The sequence below is a fragment of the Streptomyces clavuligerus genome (assembly GCF_005519465.1).
Classification (GTDB): domain Bacteria; phylum Actinomycetota; class Actinomycetes; order Streptomycetales; family Streptomycetaceae; genus Streptomyces; species Streptomyces clavuligerus.
In genome coordinates this window covers 5,762,720-5,776,605 of the sequence record NZ_CP027858.1, presented here as the reverse complement: position 1 = coordinate 5,776,605, position 13,886 = coordinate 5,762,720, and the positions used below count along the sequence as shown (strand labels likewise).

15 protein-coding genes and 7 tRNA genes are annotated in these 13,886 nt (G+C 73.1%); 10 read left to right on the top strand and 12 right to left on the bottom strand.

The genetic code is table 11. The annotated features are described in order from the left end of the window. Nucleotides 1-125 precede the first annotated feature (125 nt). Entirely contained in the window at nt 126-851 is a 726-nt protein-coding gene (locus tag CRV15_RS24420; RefSeq protein ID WP_003956362.1) for an exonuclease domain-containing protein, read from the top strand. A gap of 63 nt (nt 852-914) precedes the next feature. Here CRV15_RS24420 and CRV15_RS24415 read toward each other — a convergent pair. The 4 genes from CRV15_RS24415 to CRV15_RS24400 all read right to left on the bottom strand — a co-directional run bounded on the left by CRV15_RS24415 (nt 915) and on the right by CRV15_RS24400 (nt 2,346). After that, a tRNA-Val gene (locus CRV15_RS24415) sits at nt 915-986 on the bottom strand. Nucleotides 987-1,088: 102 nt separating this feature from the next. Beyond that, nucleotides 1,089-1,541 carry an SRPBCC family protein gene (locus CRV15_RS24410; protein ID WP_003959768.1) on the bottom strand — a complete coding sequence of 151 codons (453 nt, stop codon included), beginning with the start codon at nt 1,539-1,541 and terminating at the stop codon, nt 1,089-1,091. A gap of 202 nt (nt 1,542-1,743) precedes the next feature. Beyond that, nucleotides 1,744-1,815: transfer RNA gene (locus CRV15_RS24405), tRNA-Val, on the bottom strand. Nucleotides 1,816-1,869: 54 nt separating this feature from the next. Further along, nucleotides 1,870-2,346, bottom strand: coding sequence for a TIGR02611 family protein (locus CRV15_RS24400; RefSeq protein ID WP_003956361.1), 477 nt, complete (start codon nt 2,344-2,346; stop codon nt 1,870-1,872). A 190-nt stretch (nt 2,347-2,536) separates the two neighbouring features. Here CRV15_RS24400 and CRV15_RS24395 point away from each other — a divergent pair, with 190 nt between their 5' ends. Together CRV15_RS24395 and CRV15_RS24390 are read left to right on the top strand one after the other, a co-directional pair. Next, entirely contained in the window at nt 2,537-2,950 is a 414-nt protein-coding gene (locus CRV15_RS24395; RefSeq protein ID WP_003959770.1) for an SsgA family sporulation/cell division regulator, read from the top strand. A 209-nt stretch (nt 2,951-3,159) separates the two neighbouring features. Beyond that, nucleotides 3,160-3,717, top strand: coding sequence for a CGNR zinc finger domain-containing protein (locus tag CRV15_RS24390; RefSeq protein WP_003956360.1), 558 nt, complete (start codon nt 3,160-3,162; stop codon nt 3,715-3,717). A 33-nt stretch (nt 3,718-3,750) separates the two neighbouring features. Here CRV15_RS24390 and CRV15_RS36035 read toward each other — a convergent pair whose 3' ends face one another. Then, complete coding sequence (locus CRV15_RS36035; RefSeq protein WP_003956359.1) at nt 3,751-3,912, bottom strand: hypothetical protein; 162 nt, start codon at nt 3,910-3,912, stop codon at nt 3,751-3,753. Nucleotides 3,913-4,084: 172 nt separating this feature from the next. Next, on the bottom strand, nt 4,085-4,555 hold the full coding sequence (locus CRV15_RS24385; protein WP_003959771.1) for a hypothetical protein: 471 nt from the start codon (nt 4,553-4,555) through the stop codon (nt 4,085-4,087). A gap of 266 nt (nt 4,556-4,821) precedes the next feature. Between CRV15_RS24385 and CRV15_RS24380 the strand changes: the two genes are divergently transcribed. Further along, on the top strand, nt 4,822-5,349 hold the full coding sequence (locus tag CRV15_RS24380; RefSeq protein WP_009995545.1) for a DsbA family protein: 528 nt from the start codon (nt 4,822-4,824) through the stop codon (nt 5,347-5,349). A gap of 52 nt (nt 5,350-5,401) precedes the next feature. On the opposite strand, the gene CRV15_RS24375 is transcribed toward CRV15_RS24380, so the two are convergent. The 3 genes from CRV15_RS24375 to CRV15_RS24365 are packed head-to-tail and all read right to left on the bottom strand — an operon-like array spanning nt 5,402 to nt 8,211. Then, a complete protein-coding gene (locus CRV15_RS24375) occupies nt 5,402-6,238 on the bottom strand; it encodes a GNAT family N-acetyltransferase (protein ID WP_003959773.1) in 837 nt (278 codons plus the stop codon). A gap of 60 nt (nt 6,239-6,298) precedes the next feature. After that, nucleotides 6,299-7,129, bottom strand: a complete 831-nt coding sequence (locus tag CRV15_RS24370; RefSeq protein ID WP_003959774.1) for an aminotransferase class IV — start codon at nt 7,127-7,129, stop codon at nt 6,299-6,301. Continuing rightward, entirely contained in the window at nt 7,126-8,211 is a 1,086-nt protein-coding gene (locus tag CRV15_RS24365; protein ID WP_009995548.1) for a chorismate-binding protein, read from the bottom strand. Before CRV15_RS24365 ends, CRV15_RS24370 begins: the two co-directional genes overlap by 4 nt. 222 nt (nt 8,212-8,433) lie before the next feature. Here CRV15_RS24365 and CRV15_RS24360 point away from each other — a divergent pair. The 5 genes from CRV15_RS24360 (at nt 8,434) to CRV15_RS24340 (ending at nt 8,931) form a co-directional block, all read left to right on the top strand. Next, nucleotides 8,434-8,506, top strand: a tRNA-Gly gene (locus CRV15_RS24360). Nucleotides 8,507-8,541: 35 nt separating this feature from the next. Continuing rightward, nucleotides 8,542-8,615: transfer RNA gene (locus CRV15_RS24355), tRNA-Cys, on the top strand. 1 nt (nt 8,616) lies between these two features. Then, a tRNA-Val gene (locus CRV15_RS24350) sits at nt 8,617-8,688 on the top strand. Nucleotides 8,689-8,718: 30 nt separating this feature from the next. After that, nucleotides 8,719-8,790, top strand: a tRNA-Val gene (locus tag CRV15_RS24345). 66 nt (nt 8,791-8,856) lie between these two features. Further along, a tRNA-Val gene (locus CRV15_RS24340) sits at nt 8,857-8,931 on the top strand. Nucleotides 8,932-9,153: 222 nt separating this feature from the next. Here CRV15_RS24340 and CRV15_RS24335 read toward each other — a convergent pair. Continuing rightward, a complete protein-coding gene (locus tag CRV15_RS24335; protein ID WP_003959776.1) occupies nt 9,154-9,360 on the bottom strand; it encodes a hypothetical protein in 207 nt (68 codons plus the stop codon). A gap of 706 nt (nt 9,361-10,066) precedes the next feature. On the opposite strand from CRV15_RS24335, the gene CRV15_RS24330 reads away from it, so the two are divergent. After that, nucleotides 10,067-11,269, top strand: coding sequence for a serine/threonine-protein kinase (locus tag CRV15_RS24330; protein WP_003959778.1), 1,203 nt, complete (start codon nt 10,067-10,069; stop codon nt 11,267-11,269). Nucleotides 11,270-11,302: 33 nt separating this feature from the next. Here the strand turns inward: CRV15_RS24330 and CRV15_RS24325 are convergent, their stop codons facing one another. After that, nucleotides 11,303-12,121: a TrmH family RNA methyltransferase gene (locus CRV15_RS24325; protein WP_003959779.1), complete on the bottom strand. Its 819-nt coding sequence runs from the start codon at nt 12,119-12,121 to the stop codon at nt 11,303-11,305. 62 nt (nt 12,122-12,183) lie between these two features. Beyond that, complete coding sequence (gene cobA / locus CRV15_RS24320) at nt 12,184-13,422, bottom strand: uroporphyrinogen-III C-methyltransferase (RefSeq protein WP_003959780.1); 1,239 nt, start codon at nt 13,420-13,422, stop codon at nt 12,184-12,186. Nucleotides 13,423-13,886: the final 464 nt, after the last annotated feature.

Sequence of the window (13,886 nt, the reverse complement as noted above, 5' to 3'; positions counted from 1 at the left end):
GCGCCCCGGGGCCGCAGCCGTGTCGGCGTCGGCCGCGTACGGCGCAGACCACGGGGGTATCACCGTCTCGGCGGATGGGCCACTCCATCGGCCCGGCCTGCGCGAGGAGTTCGGGAGATTCGGGGATGACGCTCTGGTTCGACGGCCCGCTGGCCGCTTTCGACACCGAGACGACGGGGGTCGATGTGGAGAACGACCGCATCGTGGCAGCCGCGGTCGTGGTCCAGGACATGGCGGGCGGGCGTCCGCGGATCACACGATGGCTCATCAACCCCGGTATCCCGGTGCCGCCCGGGGCGACCGAGGTGCACGGACTGACCGACGACCACGTCCAGCGCAACGGGCGCTGGCCCGCGCCCGTGCTGGAGGAGGTGGCGAAGACCGTCGCCGGGCACTGCGCCGCGGGCCGCCCCCTGGTGGTGATGAACGCGCCGTTCGATCTGACCATCCTCGACCGGGAGCTGCGCCGCCACCGGGCCACCCCGCTCTCCCGCTATCTGGAGCACACACCGCTGACCGTGCTCGACCCCCGGGTCCTGGACAAGCAGCTCGACCGCTACCGCAAGGGCCGCCGTTCGCTCGTCGACCTCTGTTCCCAGTACGAGGTGGTGCTCGACGGGGCGCACGACCCGGCGGCGGACGCGCTGGCCGCGCTGGAGGTGACCCGGGCAGTGGCCCGGCGGTTCGCGTCCCGGATGGAGCGGCTGACCCCGGCCGAGCTGCACGCGCTCCAGACGCTGTGGCACGCGGCGCAGACGCGCGGGCTCCAGCCGTGGTTCGCACGCGGTGGCGCGCCGGACGCGGTGGACCCGGCGTGGCCGCTGCGGCCCGAACTGCCCAGCGCCGCCTGAGCGCACACCCCGGCCCGGACGCGCGAAGGCCGGTCCGTCATCGACGGACCGGCCTTCATCTTGTGGGCGATACTGGGATCGAACCAGTGACCTCTTCGGTGTGAACGAAGCGCTCTCCCGCTGAGCTAATCGCCCGGGAACGGACTGAACCATACAGGCCCCGGCGGCCCGCCTTCAAATTGCCCGCGCCGCGCACCCGGGCGGGCGGGGCACGGCGGCCGGGGCGGGCGCCGCGCGTCAGCGTCCGGCGGCCCGCAGCCGGGCGGTGAGGGCCCGCCGTCCGCTCCGCATCAGCAGCGCGTGGTTGGCGCTGAACGCGGGACGCGCGAACGGGGCGAGGCGCCGCAGCAGGGGCCGCATCACCTCCACCTCCTGGTCGAAGACAGCGCGGGTGCCCGCACCGTGCCCCGTCACCGTCCAGCGGGCCCAGCCCGCCAGATCGCCGTCCATGCCGAGGAGCAGGACCCCGGCCCCGGGGTCGCGGCGCAGCGGCCGGGCGACGATGCGGATCTCGTACGGGAGGACGGCCCGGACACGGGCGGCGGCCCGGTCCCCGTCCAGGGGCACCACCTCGCGCATCCCGGGCCACCAGCGGGGGTAGTCGGCGGCGCGCTCCAGGACGGCGAAGACGGCGTCCGGCGGACCGGGCAGGTCCCAGACGCTGTGGAAGCGGAAGCGGCTCCAGTCCATGTCCGCAGTGTGGGTCGCGGATGCCGGTCGGTCACCCCGGGGAACGGGACCTCCACACGGCGGGACGGGCGGGGGCGGACCCGGGACGGTCCGGATACGCCGATCGGCCGTCACCGGGTGGAGTGGCGGCCGACCATATGCGCACAAAACCAAACAGAGCGAGGGTGGAGCGGTTTCATGAACCACTCCACCCTCGTCCTTGTGGGCGATACTGGGATCGAACCAGTGACCTCTTCGGTGTGAACGAAGCGCTCTCCCGCTGAGCTAATCGCCCGGGCGCACCGCAAACATTACCCCATGTCAGCGGGTGCCTGAGACCGTCCTGCGGTCAGGATTCGATCTTCCACGGCAGGATGATCCCGAACTTCCACAGATAGAGCCCCGCGAGGACCGCGCAGATCACACAGCCACTGACGGTGAGGATGATGTTCCGCCGCCGGACCCGGGGGTCGAGGGCGCGCTGTGCCGCCTCGCTGACCTTGCGCTTGGTCCAGCGCAGCACCAACTGGGCCCAGACGAACTCGGTCGCCCAGATGGCCATGCCCGCGAAGATCACAAACCAGCCGGGGCCGGGCAGCACCAGCATGGCCGCTCCCGCGCCCACCACGGCGAGACCGACCAGGAAAACGCCGACCTGCCAGCTCAGATGCAGGGTCCTGCGCTTCTTGACGAACTCCGGCGCACGCGAGCCGAGCGGCCTGGAATCCGTCTGTCCGTCCTCGGCCGGAGCCGTCCGGCCGTCCGGCGTCGGCTTTGGTCTGTCAGCCGTCACCACGACCTCCGTGCCGTTACTCCCCGTATTCATACTCGTCAATCTACCTGACGGAGCGCAGTCACCGGAATGGTCCCAGGGAACGAACAATCACTCCGCCGTTGGGGGTACCTAAAGACACCCAAAACCCTCAGAGGGGTTTACAACGGCACCGTAGGTGGCATGTCGATTTCGCCGACGTGCGAATCCCCGAGCGCACACTGAGCGAAAGGCCCTGGCGCTTATGAACACCACGGTCAGCTGCGAGCTGCACCTGCGCCTCGTTGTATCGAGCGAGTCTTCACTGCCTGTACCCGCGGGCCTGCGGTATGACACGGCCGATCCCTACGCCGTGCACGCCACCTTCCACACCGGAGCCGAGGAGACGGTCGAGTGGGTGTTCGCCCGCGACCTCCTCGCGGAGGGCCTGCACCGGCCCACCGGCACGGGCGATGTCCGGGTCTGGCCGTCACGCAGCCACGGTCAGGGCGTCGTCTGTATCGCGCTGAGCTCTCCCGAGGGCGAGGCCCTGCTGGAGGCCCCGGCGCGGGCGCTGGAGTCGTTCCTGAAGCGGACCGACGCCGCCGTCCCTCCGGGCACGGAGCATCGCCACTTCGACCTCGATACGGAGCTGTCGCACATCCTGGCGGAGAGCTGAGCCAGGCCCAGCGCCGCACGGCGCCGTCCTACTCGGGGAGACGGCGCCGCGCGGACATCCGCATAGGGCACACAACCGCATAGAGCGCACATCCTGGCGCCGTGGCCGCGTATTACCGCGCGGAGACGGCGCCTATGCGTGTTCGCCCGAACCGCTAGAGTCAGCGCAATTCGACGGGCACGGGCCCGCAGCAGGCCAGGGAGCGAATCGTGCTGATCCCTCACGACACCAGAATTGCGCTCGACGCGGTCATCGATCTGGTGAACACCGCACCGGAAAACGATCAAGCGGACGGGCTGGCGGATGTCGCCGCGCTGCGGGAATTCGTCCGCAGACACGCCATCAGCGGTGTCGGCGAGCTGACCCGGCGCGATCTCGGGGCGGTCCACGGGGTGCGGACGCGCTTCGCGGAGGTCTTCGCCGCGCCCGACAGCGCGGTCGCGGCGGAACTCCTCAACGATCTGGTGGCCGCCGCCGGAACCACCCCGCAGCTCACCAATCACGACGGCTACGACTGGCATGTGCACTACTTCGCGCCGGGTGCGACGATCGCCGACCATGTGGCCGCCGACGGCGGGATGGCGCTGGCGTTCATCGTGGTCGCGGGCGAACAGGAACGGCTCCGCCGCTGTGAGGCCCCGGACTGCGGGCGCGCCTTCGTCGACCTCTCCCGCAATCGCTCCCGCCGCTACTGCGACAGCCGTACCTGCGGCAATCGGCTGCATGTCGCCGCGTACCGGGCCCGCCGCCGCGAGGCCGCGGGCTGACGGCACCCCGTCGCGCGCCCGCCGGGGGAAGCGTCACAGCAGGAACAGATCGTGCACGGCGGCCATCAGCAGCAGTACGCCGATCACCGTCAGGAAGATCATCAGCGGTGGCTGGGAGAGAGCGAAGAGACAGCCCCTCGGCTCGTTCGGGTCATTCGCGTGTGCGGGGGCCTCGCCCCCGGAGGTATCGAGCATCTCGGGGCGATGATGGCGCAGCCCGGACCGGCCCGATCGCCGAACACTCCTGTGGCCGGGGCCAGTTCATCGGAGCGTAGCGTTCCGCGCGCCGGGCACGGCGGGGCGCCACAAGGCCCGGCCGCCGGGAGCCGCCCCCCGGTGGCGTACGCGGAGGCAGTACCGCCGAGGCTCAGATGCCGTGCTTCTTGAGGATCGCCTCGATGTCGCTGAAGTCCTCGTCCGGCGCCGCCTTGCCACCGGTCCGTCCGCCGGTCCTGCCGCCGCTCTTCCCGCCGGCGGGCGCCGCCGTACCCCGGCCGAGTGACGGCGCGGACGCCTCGGGGGCGACGGCGCCCCGGCGGGCCGCGGCGGCCGCGGCCTTGCGCTCCTTGCGTCCTGGCACCCCCGAGCGGCGTTCCACGGCACGCGTGGTCGCGAAGAGCGCCCAGGCGCCGCCCAGCACTCCGAACCCGATCCAGGCGGTGGGGCTGAACGCGGTGTCCACGGCCCAGGCGACCGCCCCGGTCAGCACCAGGCCGAGAGGGACGAGGGAGTAGGCGGCGATACGTGCCGCGGCGAGAAAACGCCTGCGGTAGGCCGTGATCCCGGCGATGCCCAGTCCGGCCACCGACACCGCGGCGCATAGGGTCTCGGCGATCATCCGGTCCTCCTGGAGTGGTCGGGCATGAGCGGGTGCTTCCCCTCCATCCTGCACCGTGCGGAACGGTACGGGCCATGAGCACCCCCCTGCTCCGGGACATCTCGGGGTTATCTCGGGGGTTTTCTCCTCCCCAGGTCCTGGTCGGCGGGGCCCCCGGCCGCGGTGCGAGGACCGCCCGCCCCGGCCCGGCGGCGGCACCGACGGCGCGCCCCGGCGGCACGGGGGCGGCGTGGGCGGCCCCCGGACCCGGCTGGGAGACTGGCCTCATGAGCGACTCCACCACCGGCAGCCCCACCGCACCCGTCGTCCTCGATGTGTGGTGCGATCTGTCCTGCCCCGACTGCCGTACCGCCCTCGACGACATCCGCGCGCTGCGCGAGCGCTACGGCGACCGGCTCGACATCCGGCTGCGGCACTTCCCGCTGGAGAAGAACAAGCACTCCTATGTGTCGGCGCAGGCCGCCGAGGAGGCCGTCGAGCAGGGCAGGGGCCGGGAGTACGCCGAGGAACTGCTCGCCCGCGTGGACGAGCTGCGCGAGCGCGGCGCGCCGGTGCTGCTGGAGACCGCCCGCGATCTGGGGCTGGACGCCGAGGAGATCGACACCGCGCTGATCGACGGACGGCACACGCTGATCGTGGACGCCGACCAGGCGGAGGGCAAGGCGCTCGGTGTCAGCGGGACCCCCACCTATGTCGTCGGCGGACAGCGGCTGGACGGCGGGCAGAGCCAGGACGGGCTGCGGGCCCGGATCGAGGAGATCGCGGACCGGCTGCTGGCGTCCGGCGAGCACTGAGACAGGAACGACAGGCGGGGACGAGCGGGCGCACGGGAGGGCGCGGCGCGGTTCACAGCAGGCGCTTGGCCGAGTTGACCGCCGTCGTCCGGTAGCCGAGGGCGGTGTACAGCCCGAGCGCCGGGGTGTTGTCCGCGAAGACATGCAGCCCGATCAGGCGCGTCCCGGCGGCGGACGCGCACCGCTCGGCCAGCAGCATCAGCGAGCGCCCGTGTCCCTCGCCGCGCCGGGCCCCGGCGACCTCCACGTCGTACACATACAGCCCCGGTTCCCCGGGCAGCACCTCCCGGCGGCCGAGCCAGAGCGTGCCGACAGAGACTCCCTCGTGCTCCAGCGTCTCCAGGTGCACGCCCGGCGTCGCCGCGCCGTCGGGCAGCAGGGCGGCGCGGTCCGCCTCCATCTTGGCGCGGGCCTGCCCGAGGGTGAGACCGTGCGCGACCCAGCTCCGGGCGTAGCCCTCCCCCTGGTGCCGCGACCAGTGCTCGAACTCCCCCTCGGTCATGGGGCGGCCCACGGTTCCGGGCGGCAGGGCGGGCGGTTCACCAGTGAGCCTCTTGGCGAGGTTGCGGCTGCGCTCGGTGTAGCCGAGGGCGCTCGCCAGCCGTCCGGCGGCCGTGGCCGAGGACGGCACGGCGATCCGTACCTCGGTGCACTCCCAGCCGCGCAGCACCTCCTCGGCGGCGAGGGCGGCGACCGTCCCCCGGCCGCGCCGCCGCTCGGCGTCGTCGATCCGGAGCTCCCGGACGGTCCCTGCCCAGGCGGCCCCGGGCACGGTGGCGAGCGCGACGGCCCCGACGGGGCGGCCGTTGTCACAGATGTCGTAGGCGCGGGCCCGGCCGCCGTCCGGCTGTCGCTGCAACGGCCCGGTCGGCCGCAGGGTGGTGGTCATCCGGGAGTTCTACCCGTACACCCCGGTCCCGTCACCGGGTTTTCCGCGGAACGGGACCGCTCAGGGCAGCCGCGGGTCCGGGTCGGCCGCCGCGCGCTCCTCGAAGATGCGCTGGGTCTTGGCGGTCACCGGGCCGGGGGCGGTCCCGACGGGCCGTCCGTCGATCCGGTCCACGGCCTGGACATCGCGCAGGCTGGAGGTGAGGAAGACCTCCTCGGCCCGGTCCAGGACATCGTGGGGCAGCGCGGTCTCCAGGGCCCCGGCCCAGGCGACGACCAGGGCGCGGGTGATGCCGGGGAGACAGCCGGAGGAGACCGGCGGGGTGTGCAGCTCTCCGTCGAGGACGACGAAGACATTGGACGCGGTGCCCTCGCAGAGCTGCCCGGCGGTGTTCGCGAACAGCGCCTCGGACGCGCCCCGCTCGGTGGCCCGGGCGAGGGCGATGACGTTCTCCGCGTACGAGGTGGACTTCAGCCCGGCCAGTGCGCCGCGCTCGTTGCGGGTCCAGGGAACGGTGATCACGGAGCCGACCCGGGGGCGCGCGGGCATCGCGCCGAGCGCGACCACCAGGGTGGGTTCCTGGTCGACCCGTTCGGAGCCGAGCGAGGCGGTGCCGCCGGTGTAGGTGACGCGCAGCCGGCCGCGTTCCATCGGGTTGGCGTCGATCACCTCGGCGCAGGCGCGGCGGATCTCGTCGTGATCGGGCTCGGGCAGACCGAGGGCCGCCGCCGAGCGGGTGAGCCGCTCCAGATGGAGGGTGAGGGCGAAGGGCAGGCCCCGGACGGTCTTGAGTGTCTCGAAGACGCCGTCGCCGACGGTGAGGCCGTGGTCGAGCGCCGACACCCGGGCCTCGGCCGCGTCCTTCAGCCCGCCATTGATCCACAGCTTCATCCGGCCGCTCCTCCCACAGCTTCGGCGAGCCCGCCTCCCGGGCCGCCCCGCTCCGGTGCCGACGCTATCGCGAGCAGCCGGGACGCCTTCAGCTCGGTCTCGTCCCACTCGCGCCCGGGGTCGGAGCCCCAGGTGATCCCGGCACCGGTGCCGAAGCGCAGCACCGCGCCCCCGGCCGGGGAGCGCTCGATCCAGAAGGTGCGTATCCCGACGGCCAGCTCGCCGGTGCCCCGGTCGGCGTCGACCCAGCCGATGCCGCCGCAGTAGGGGCCGCGCGGGGCGGTCTCCAGGGCCTCGATGATCCGCAGGGCGCTGGATTTGGGCGCCCCGGTGACCGATCCTGGCGGGAAGGTGGCGGTGAGGAGTCCGGGCCAGCCCTGCCCGGGGGCCAGCTCACCGCGGACGGTCGACACCAGATGGACGAGCCCGGGGTGGGGCTCCACCGCGCAGAGCGCCGGGACGGTGACCGTGCCGGTGGCGCAGACACGGCCGAGGTCGTTGCGGACCAGGTCCACGATCATGACGTTCTCGGCGTGGTCCTTCTCCAGCAGATCGGCGGCGGTGCGGCCGGTGCCCTTGATCGGGCCGGACTCCACGGTCGCGCCGGTGCGGCGGAGATACAGCTCGGGCGAGGCGGTGGCGATCTCCACCCCGTGCCCGGGGAGCCGAATCGTTCCGGCGAAGGGGGCGGGGTTGCCGCGCGCGAGCAGCGCGGTCAGGGCGTCCACATCGGCGGCGGCCGGGTCGGGCAGCGGAGCGGAGAGCACCCGGCAGAGGTTGGCCTGGTAGACCTCGCCCGCCGCGATGTGCTCCCGGATGCGCCGGACCCCCGCCGTGTACCCCTCTCGGTCCAGGGAGGACGTCCAGTCGGCCCTGGCGGGTCCGCGCCACTGTCCCGGAGCCGCCGCCGGAACCTCCTCCTGCTGGACGCGGTCGAAGCGTGCGCAGGTCAGAGCACCTTCGAAGTCGGCAGCGACGGCCCAGAAGCCGGCCGAGTCAAGGGCCTCGGGGTCGCTGGTGACATCGCGGAGACCGGTGGCGACAAGGCGCCCGAAGCGCGCGAGAGGAGGGAGGTGGTGCACGTCTGCGAGTCTATGACCGGCGCGGATGGCGCGGCGGGCGGGCGCCCGCCGGGCCCGCCGCAGGCCCTCGGCGGGACTCCGGCGGGGGCACGGCGGGGGCGCCTCGACCGCTGCGGGGCGGGCACACCTCAGCACGCTGCGGAAACGCGTTTTTGTACTGGCTCAGGAATCCGCTAGAGTTCAACACGTCGCCGGGACGCGGAAGCGAAACGGAAAAGACAAGCGGACGTAGCTCAGTTGGTAGAGCGCAACCTTGCCAAGGTTGAGGTCGCCAGTTCGAACCTGGTCGTCCGCTCGATGTGGGGGATCTTCCCGAACCCCTACACTCCGGGTGGAGTGGCCGAGAGGCGAGGCAACGGCCTGCAAAGCCGTCTACACGGGTTCAAATCCCGTCTCCACCTCCAAGGACGATTAGCTCAGCGGGAGAGCGCTTCCCTGACACGGAAGAGGTCACTGGTTCAATCCCAGTATCGTCCACTGAAATCACTGCTCAGCAGAGGTTTCCCCGCGCGATTAGCTCAGCGGGAGAGCGCTTCCCTGACACGGAAGAGGTCACTGGTTCAATCCCAGTATCGCGCACGCAAACGCACCGCACCTGTGCATTTTCGCAGGTGAATGCCGTTGGACCCCGGTCCTGGCGGCCCCGCGCGATTAGCTCAGCGGGAGAGCGCTTCCCTGACACGGAAGAGGTCACTGGTTCAATCCCAGTATCGCGCACCAGCCGGAATCCCCGGCCGCTCCGGCGGTCGGGGATTCCGTGTTTTCCCCGGCCTCTTCGGCGCTGCTCGCCTCCGCTGCTCGTCCCCTGGTCCGGGCAGCGCGATGGCCGGTCAGCTCCCCAGCTGACCGGCCATTGCCTGTCGTCCGCCGCACCCCCGTCCCCACGGGGTATTTGGCCGGATGTCCCCGACCCGGACCGCTCTTCCGGGTCCGGGGCGCCGCTCAGCGCCCCAGCATCACGCCCACGGACGACGCATGTGTGACCACCGCTTCCCAACCGCCGAAGGCGACGACGAGAAAGGCGGCCAGAGGGAGGACCATGGCGGTCGCCACCAGCGGGTGGCGACGGCTCGACGGACGGCCGCCGGACGGGGTGAACGCCCCGCGTCCCCGCGTACGGACGGCTGTCCGCGCTGCCGTGTCGGCCATGCCCTCTCCTCTCGTTTTGGCAGCGGCGGGTGTCTGACCTCGGGGGACGAGTGCTTCACCCGCCGCTTGTCCCAAGCCTAGGGACCTTCGGCGCGCCTCACGTCATGCCCGCGTACCGATTGCCGGGCCTCCCGGAGGATGAGCCACCACCGTTCGATGTACTCCCCTGGGTGGAGACGGGCCCTCACAGGTTGGGGTCTTCCCTGAGCCGGCCCCGGCGCGGGCCCGGTGGCACGGTCCACTCCCCGGCGGGACGGGTGACTTCGCTCACTCCCGTACGGCCCCCGGTACGGGGCCGCCCGGCCCGGTCCGGCGCCCGGTGTGCCCCGCCGTCACCGCTTCGACGGGGCCAGGCGGTGCCGGAACCGCCGGGGACAAGCCGTGTCCCACCGGCCCAATACCCTTGCCTTTTCAGCCTGTTGACTTCTCTCATCGGCCACGGTGGCCGGAACTCGCCCTTTTGGGCGGCGCTTCGGGCTCTCCGCCCCGGGAGGACAATCGGCCGACAGGCGGAGGCGCGGCCTATGAGCGCGCCGGGGCAGGGGTACGTAAGCTGTGCCACGGCGAAAACGGACGATCAGTCGGCGGAGCCGGGCACGCCCGTACCGCCGGACAGGGGTGGGGGACCGGCCTCCATCCACTCGGCAGGGCGGGGCTCCTCCCGCCGCAGGCAGGGGGGTGGCCCCACCCCCAGGTAGGGGACGACATGGCGATGATGCGGCTCCGGCGCGAGGACCCGCGAGTCGTCGGCTCGTTCCGGCTGCACCGGCGGCTCGGCGCCGGCGGGATGGGCGTCGTCTATCTGGGCTCGGACCGGCGCGGCCAGCGGGTCGCGCTCAAGGTGATCCGGCCCGATCTGGCGGAGGACCAGGAGTTCCGCTCGCGCTTCGCCCGTGAGGTCTCCGCCGCGCGCCGTATCCGGGGTGGCTGCACCGCGCGGCTGGTGGCGGCGGATCTGGACGCCGAGCGGCCCTGGTTCGCCACCCAGTACGTCCCCGGGCCCTCCCTGCACGACCGGGTGGCGGAGGAGGGCGTCCTCCAGGCGGCGGAGGTGGCCGCCATCGGAGCCGCGCTCTCGGAGGGGCTGGTCGCCGTGCACGAGGCGGGCGTGGTCCACCGGGACCTCAAGCCCTCCAACATCCTCCTCTCCCCCAAGGGCCCGCGCATCATCGACTTCGGCATCGCGTGGGCGACGGGCGCCAGCACGCTCACCCATGTCGGCACGGCGGTGGGCTCCCCCGGCTTCCTCGCCCCCGAGCAGGTGCGCGGGGTCGCCGTCACCCCGGCCACGGACGTCTTCTCGCTGGGGGCGACCCTCGCCTACGCGGCGACCGCGGACTCCCCGTTCGGGCACGGCGGTTCCGAGGTGATGCTCTACCGGGTGGTGCACGAGGAGCCGCAGCTCCACGGCGTACCGGACGCGCTGGCCCCGTTGCTGCGGGCCTGTCTGGCGAAGGACCCCGAGGACCGTCCCAGCACCCTTCAGCTCTCCATGCGGCTCAAGGAGATCGCGGCGCGGGAGGCCCAGGGGCTGGTGGAGGTCCGGCCCCCGGCGCCGCGCGAGCGGATCGACGCCGACCGGCCGACCACGCGCTACCCGGAGCGGCCCGGCAGGGCCGCCGCTGCCGCCCGGACCGAACGGCTCGACCGGGGCGAGCGCACCGAGCGTCTCGACCGCGCCGGGGAGCGGCGCACCGGGCCCGCGCGCCCGAAGCCCGCGCGCACCGGTGGCTCCCGCCCCCGGCCGTATCCCCCGGCGCGCTCGGGGGCCCGTCCCGGCCCCGGCGGCCGGACGACGTCGACGGGGCGGCGGCCCGCCAACCCCCGGCTGCTGCGCCAGCGGATCGTGGTCTTCGTGGTCGTGACCCTGATCGTGGCGCTGGGGATCGCGGCGGCCCAGCAGTTGTAGAGCGCGGCGGTCCGGCTCCGCACGCCCTCCGGGTCAGGCCGGGGGGCGGCCCGCGGTGACGGCGTAGAAGGCCACCGCCGCGGCGGCCCCCACATTGAGCGAGTCCACACCGTGCGCCATCGGGATGCGGACCCACTCGTCCGCCGCCATCAGCGCCCGGCGGGACAGCCCCTCGCCCTCCGCGCCGAGCATCAGCGCGACCCGGTCGAGCCGGTGCGGCGCGACCTCGTCGATCGGCGCGGCCTTCTCGTGCGGGGTCAGGGCGAGCAGGGTGAAGCCCGCCTCGCGGACCCCTTCGAGCCCCTTGGGCCAGCCGTCGAGCCGCGCGTACGGCACGGAGAAGACGGCGCCCATCGAGACCTTCACGGAACGGCGGTAGAGGGGGTCGGCGCAGTCCGGGGAGAGCAGCACCGCGTCCATGCCGAGGGCTGCCGCGCTCCGGAAGATCGCGCCGATGTTGGTGTGGTCGTTGACGGCTTCCATGATCGCCACCCGGCGGGCCCCGGCCAGCAGCTCGGCCGCGTCCGGCTCCGGCTTGCGCTGCATGGACGCGAGGGCTCCCCGGTGCACGTGGTAGCCGGTGACCCGCTCCGCCAGCTCCGGGCTGACCGCGTACACGGGCGCGGGCAGCTCGTCGATGACGTCCCGCATGGCGTCGACCCACTTGGACGAGAGCAGCATCGACCGCATCGCGTAGCCCGCGTCCTTGGCCCGCCGGATGACCTTCTCGCCCTCGGCGATGAACAGCCCCTCGGCGGGTTCGCGTCTGCGGCGCAGCTCGACGTCCGTCAGGCCCGTGTAGTCGCGCAGACGGGGGTCGTCGGGGTCCTCGATGGTGATGAGATCGGCCACAGGGTGATACTGCCTTCCCGCAGGGGTGGTGCCAACGCCCGAACCAGGCGTGTTACCGATGGTTACGAAGTCGTCCGGAGCGTGCCGCCGAGGGCGACCACCTCGCCGATGACGATGACCGCCGGGGGACGGATGCCCTCGGCGACGACCGTGTCGGCGACGGTGGCGAGGGTCGCGTCCACCCGGCGCTGGGCGGCGGTCGTGCCCTCCTGGATCAGGGCCACGGGGGTGTGCGGCTCGCGGCCGTTCGCCACCAGGGTCTGGGCGATCGCCCCGATCTTGTCGACCCCCATCAGCACCACCAGGGTGCCACGGAGCCGGGCGAGCGCGGGCCAGTCCACGAGAGAACGGTCGTCGTCCGGGGCGACATGGCCACTGACCACGGCGAACTCATGGGCGACACCCCGGTGGGTGACCGGGATGCCGACCGCGCCCGGCACACTGATCGAGCTGGAGATCCCCGGCACCACGGTGCAGGGGATTCCGGCCTCGGCGAGGGCTTCCGCCTCCTCCATGCCGCGGCCGAAGACAAAGGGGTCGCCGCCCTTGAGCCGGACCACGGCCCGGCCCGCCCTGGCGTGCTCGATCAGCGCGGCGTTGATCGCCTCCTGGGCCATGAACCGGCCGTACGGGATCTTCGCCGCGTCGATCACCTCGACATGCGGCGGCAGCTCCGCGAGGAGGTCGCGGGGGCCGAGGCGGTCCGCGACGACGACATCCGCCTCGGCGAGGAGGCGGCGGCCCCGGACCGTGATCAGGTCCGGGTCGCCGGGACCACCGCCGACGAGGGCGACACCGGGGACGCGGGTGCGGTGCTGGGGGGCGCTGAGCGTGCCGTCCCGCAGGCCCTCCACGATCGCGTCCCGCAGAGCGGCGGAGCGGCGCGGGTCACGGCCTTCGGGTTCCGTGGTGAGCACGGCGACCGTGACGCCCTCGGAGCGGCCGGTGGCCGGGGTCCAGGCGGTGGCCGCGTGCGCGTCGTCCGCGCGTACGCACCAGACGCGGGAGCGCTCGGCCTCGGCGGAGGCACGGGTGTTGGCCTCCGGGTCGGTGGTCGCGATCAGGGCGTACCAGGCTCCGGCGAGGTCGCCTTCGGCGTACCGGCGGCGCTCCCAGTGGATCTCGCCCGAGGTCGCCATCGCCTCCACGGAGGGGGTGGCCGACGGGGAGACCAGGACGATGTCCGCGCCCGCCGCGAGCAGTGCGGGGAGGCGGCGCTGGGCGACCTGTCCGCCACCGAGGACGACGACGCGGCGACCGGCGAGGCGGAGTCCGACGGGGTAGACGGGGTGATCGGCCATCGCGGTGGGGCTCCTGGCGGGCGGGGCCGCCGAGGCGGCGAAGCGGGCGTTGCACGGGCAACTCTACGGTGTCCCGCGCCTCTTCCCGGCCCGGGGCCGGGGGCCCTGACCTGCTGCGGCTCACCCTCCGGGCGGGGCACGCGTCCCCCGTGGCGGGGCCCGTGGCGGTCCTCTCCCACCGGGCGGGAGTGTGCCGACTGCGCACGGGAGGGACCCTGCGGCTCCCCCTTCCCACCGGGCGGGGTGTGCCCACTTCCGGTACCGGGCGGCCGTCTGCCCATGGTGGGGGTGCAGGTCGTCCCACCCGGTGTGGACGAGGCCGTCCGTCTCCCACCGGACGGGAGCGTGCCCGCTTCCCGCACCGGGCGGGCTGGTCCCTGTGGCGGGACCCGAGGCTGTCCGTCTCCCAGCCGGGCGGGACTGTGACCACTTCCCGCACCGAGTGGCCGTCTCCCCGTGGTGGG

Excerpts from the sequence above, each read along its gene's own strand:
- CRV15_RS24420 (WP_003956362.1), top strand. The coding sequence starts at position 126 with ATGACGCTCTGGTTCGACGGCCCGCTGGCCGCTTTCGACACCGAGACG.
- CRV15_RS24410 (WP_003959768.1), bottom strand. The coding sequence starts at position 1,541 with ATGGACTGGAGCCGCTTCCGCTTCCACAGCGTCTGGGACCTGCCCGGT.
- CRV15_RS24400 (WP_003956361.1), bottom strand. The coding sequence starts at position 2,346 with ATGAATACGGGGAGTAACGGCACGGAGGTCGTGGTGACGGCTGACAGA.
- CRV15_RS24395 (WP_003959770.1), top strand. The coding sequence starts at position 2,537 with ATGAACACCACGGTCAGCTGCGAGCTGCACCTGCGCCTCGTTGTATCG.
- CRV15_RS36035 (WP_003956359.1), bottom strand. The coding sequence starts at position 3,912 with ATGCTCGATACCTCCGGGGGCGAGGCCCCCGCACACGCGAATGACCCG.
- CRV15_RS24385 (WP_003959771.1), bottom strand. The coding sequence starts at position 4,555 with ATGATCGCCGAGACCCTATGCGCCGCGGTGTCGGTGGCCGGACTGGGC.
- CRV15_RS24380 (WP_009995545.1), top strand. The coding sequence starts at position 4,822 with ATGAGCGACTCCACCACCGGCAGCCCCACCGCACCCGTCGTCCTCGAT.
- CRV15_RS24375 (WP_003959773.1), bottom strand. The coding sequence starts at position 6,238 with ATGACCACCACCCTGCGGCCGACCGGGCCGTTGCAGCGACAGCCGGAC.
- CRV15_RS24370 (WP_003959774.1), bottom strand. The coding sequence starts at position 7,129 with ATGAAGCTGTGGATCAATGGCGGGCTGAAGGACGCGGCCGAGGCCCGG.
- CRV15_RS24335 (WP_003959776.1), bottom strand. The coding sequence starts at position 9,360 with ATGGCCGACACGGCAGCGCGGACAGCCGTCCGTACGCGGGGACGCGGG.
- CRV15_RS24330 (WP_003959778.1), top strand. The coding sequence starts at position 10,067 with ATGGCGATGATGCGGCTCCGGCGCGAGGACCCGCGAGTCGTCGGCTCG.
- cobA (WP_003959780.1), bottom strand. The coding sequence starts at position 13,422 with ATGGCCGATCACCCCGTCTACCCCGTCGGACTCCGCCTCGCCGGTCGC.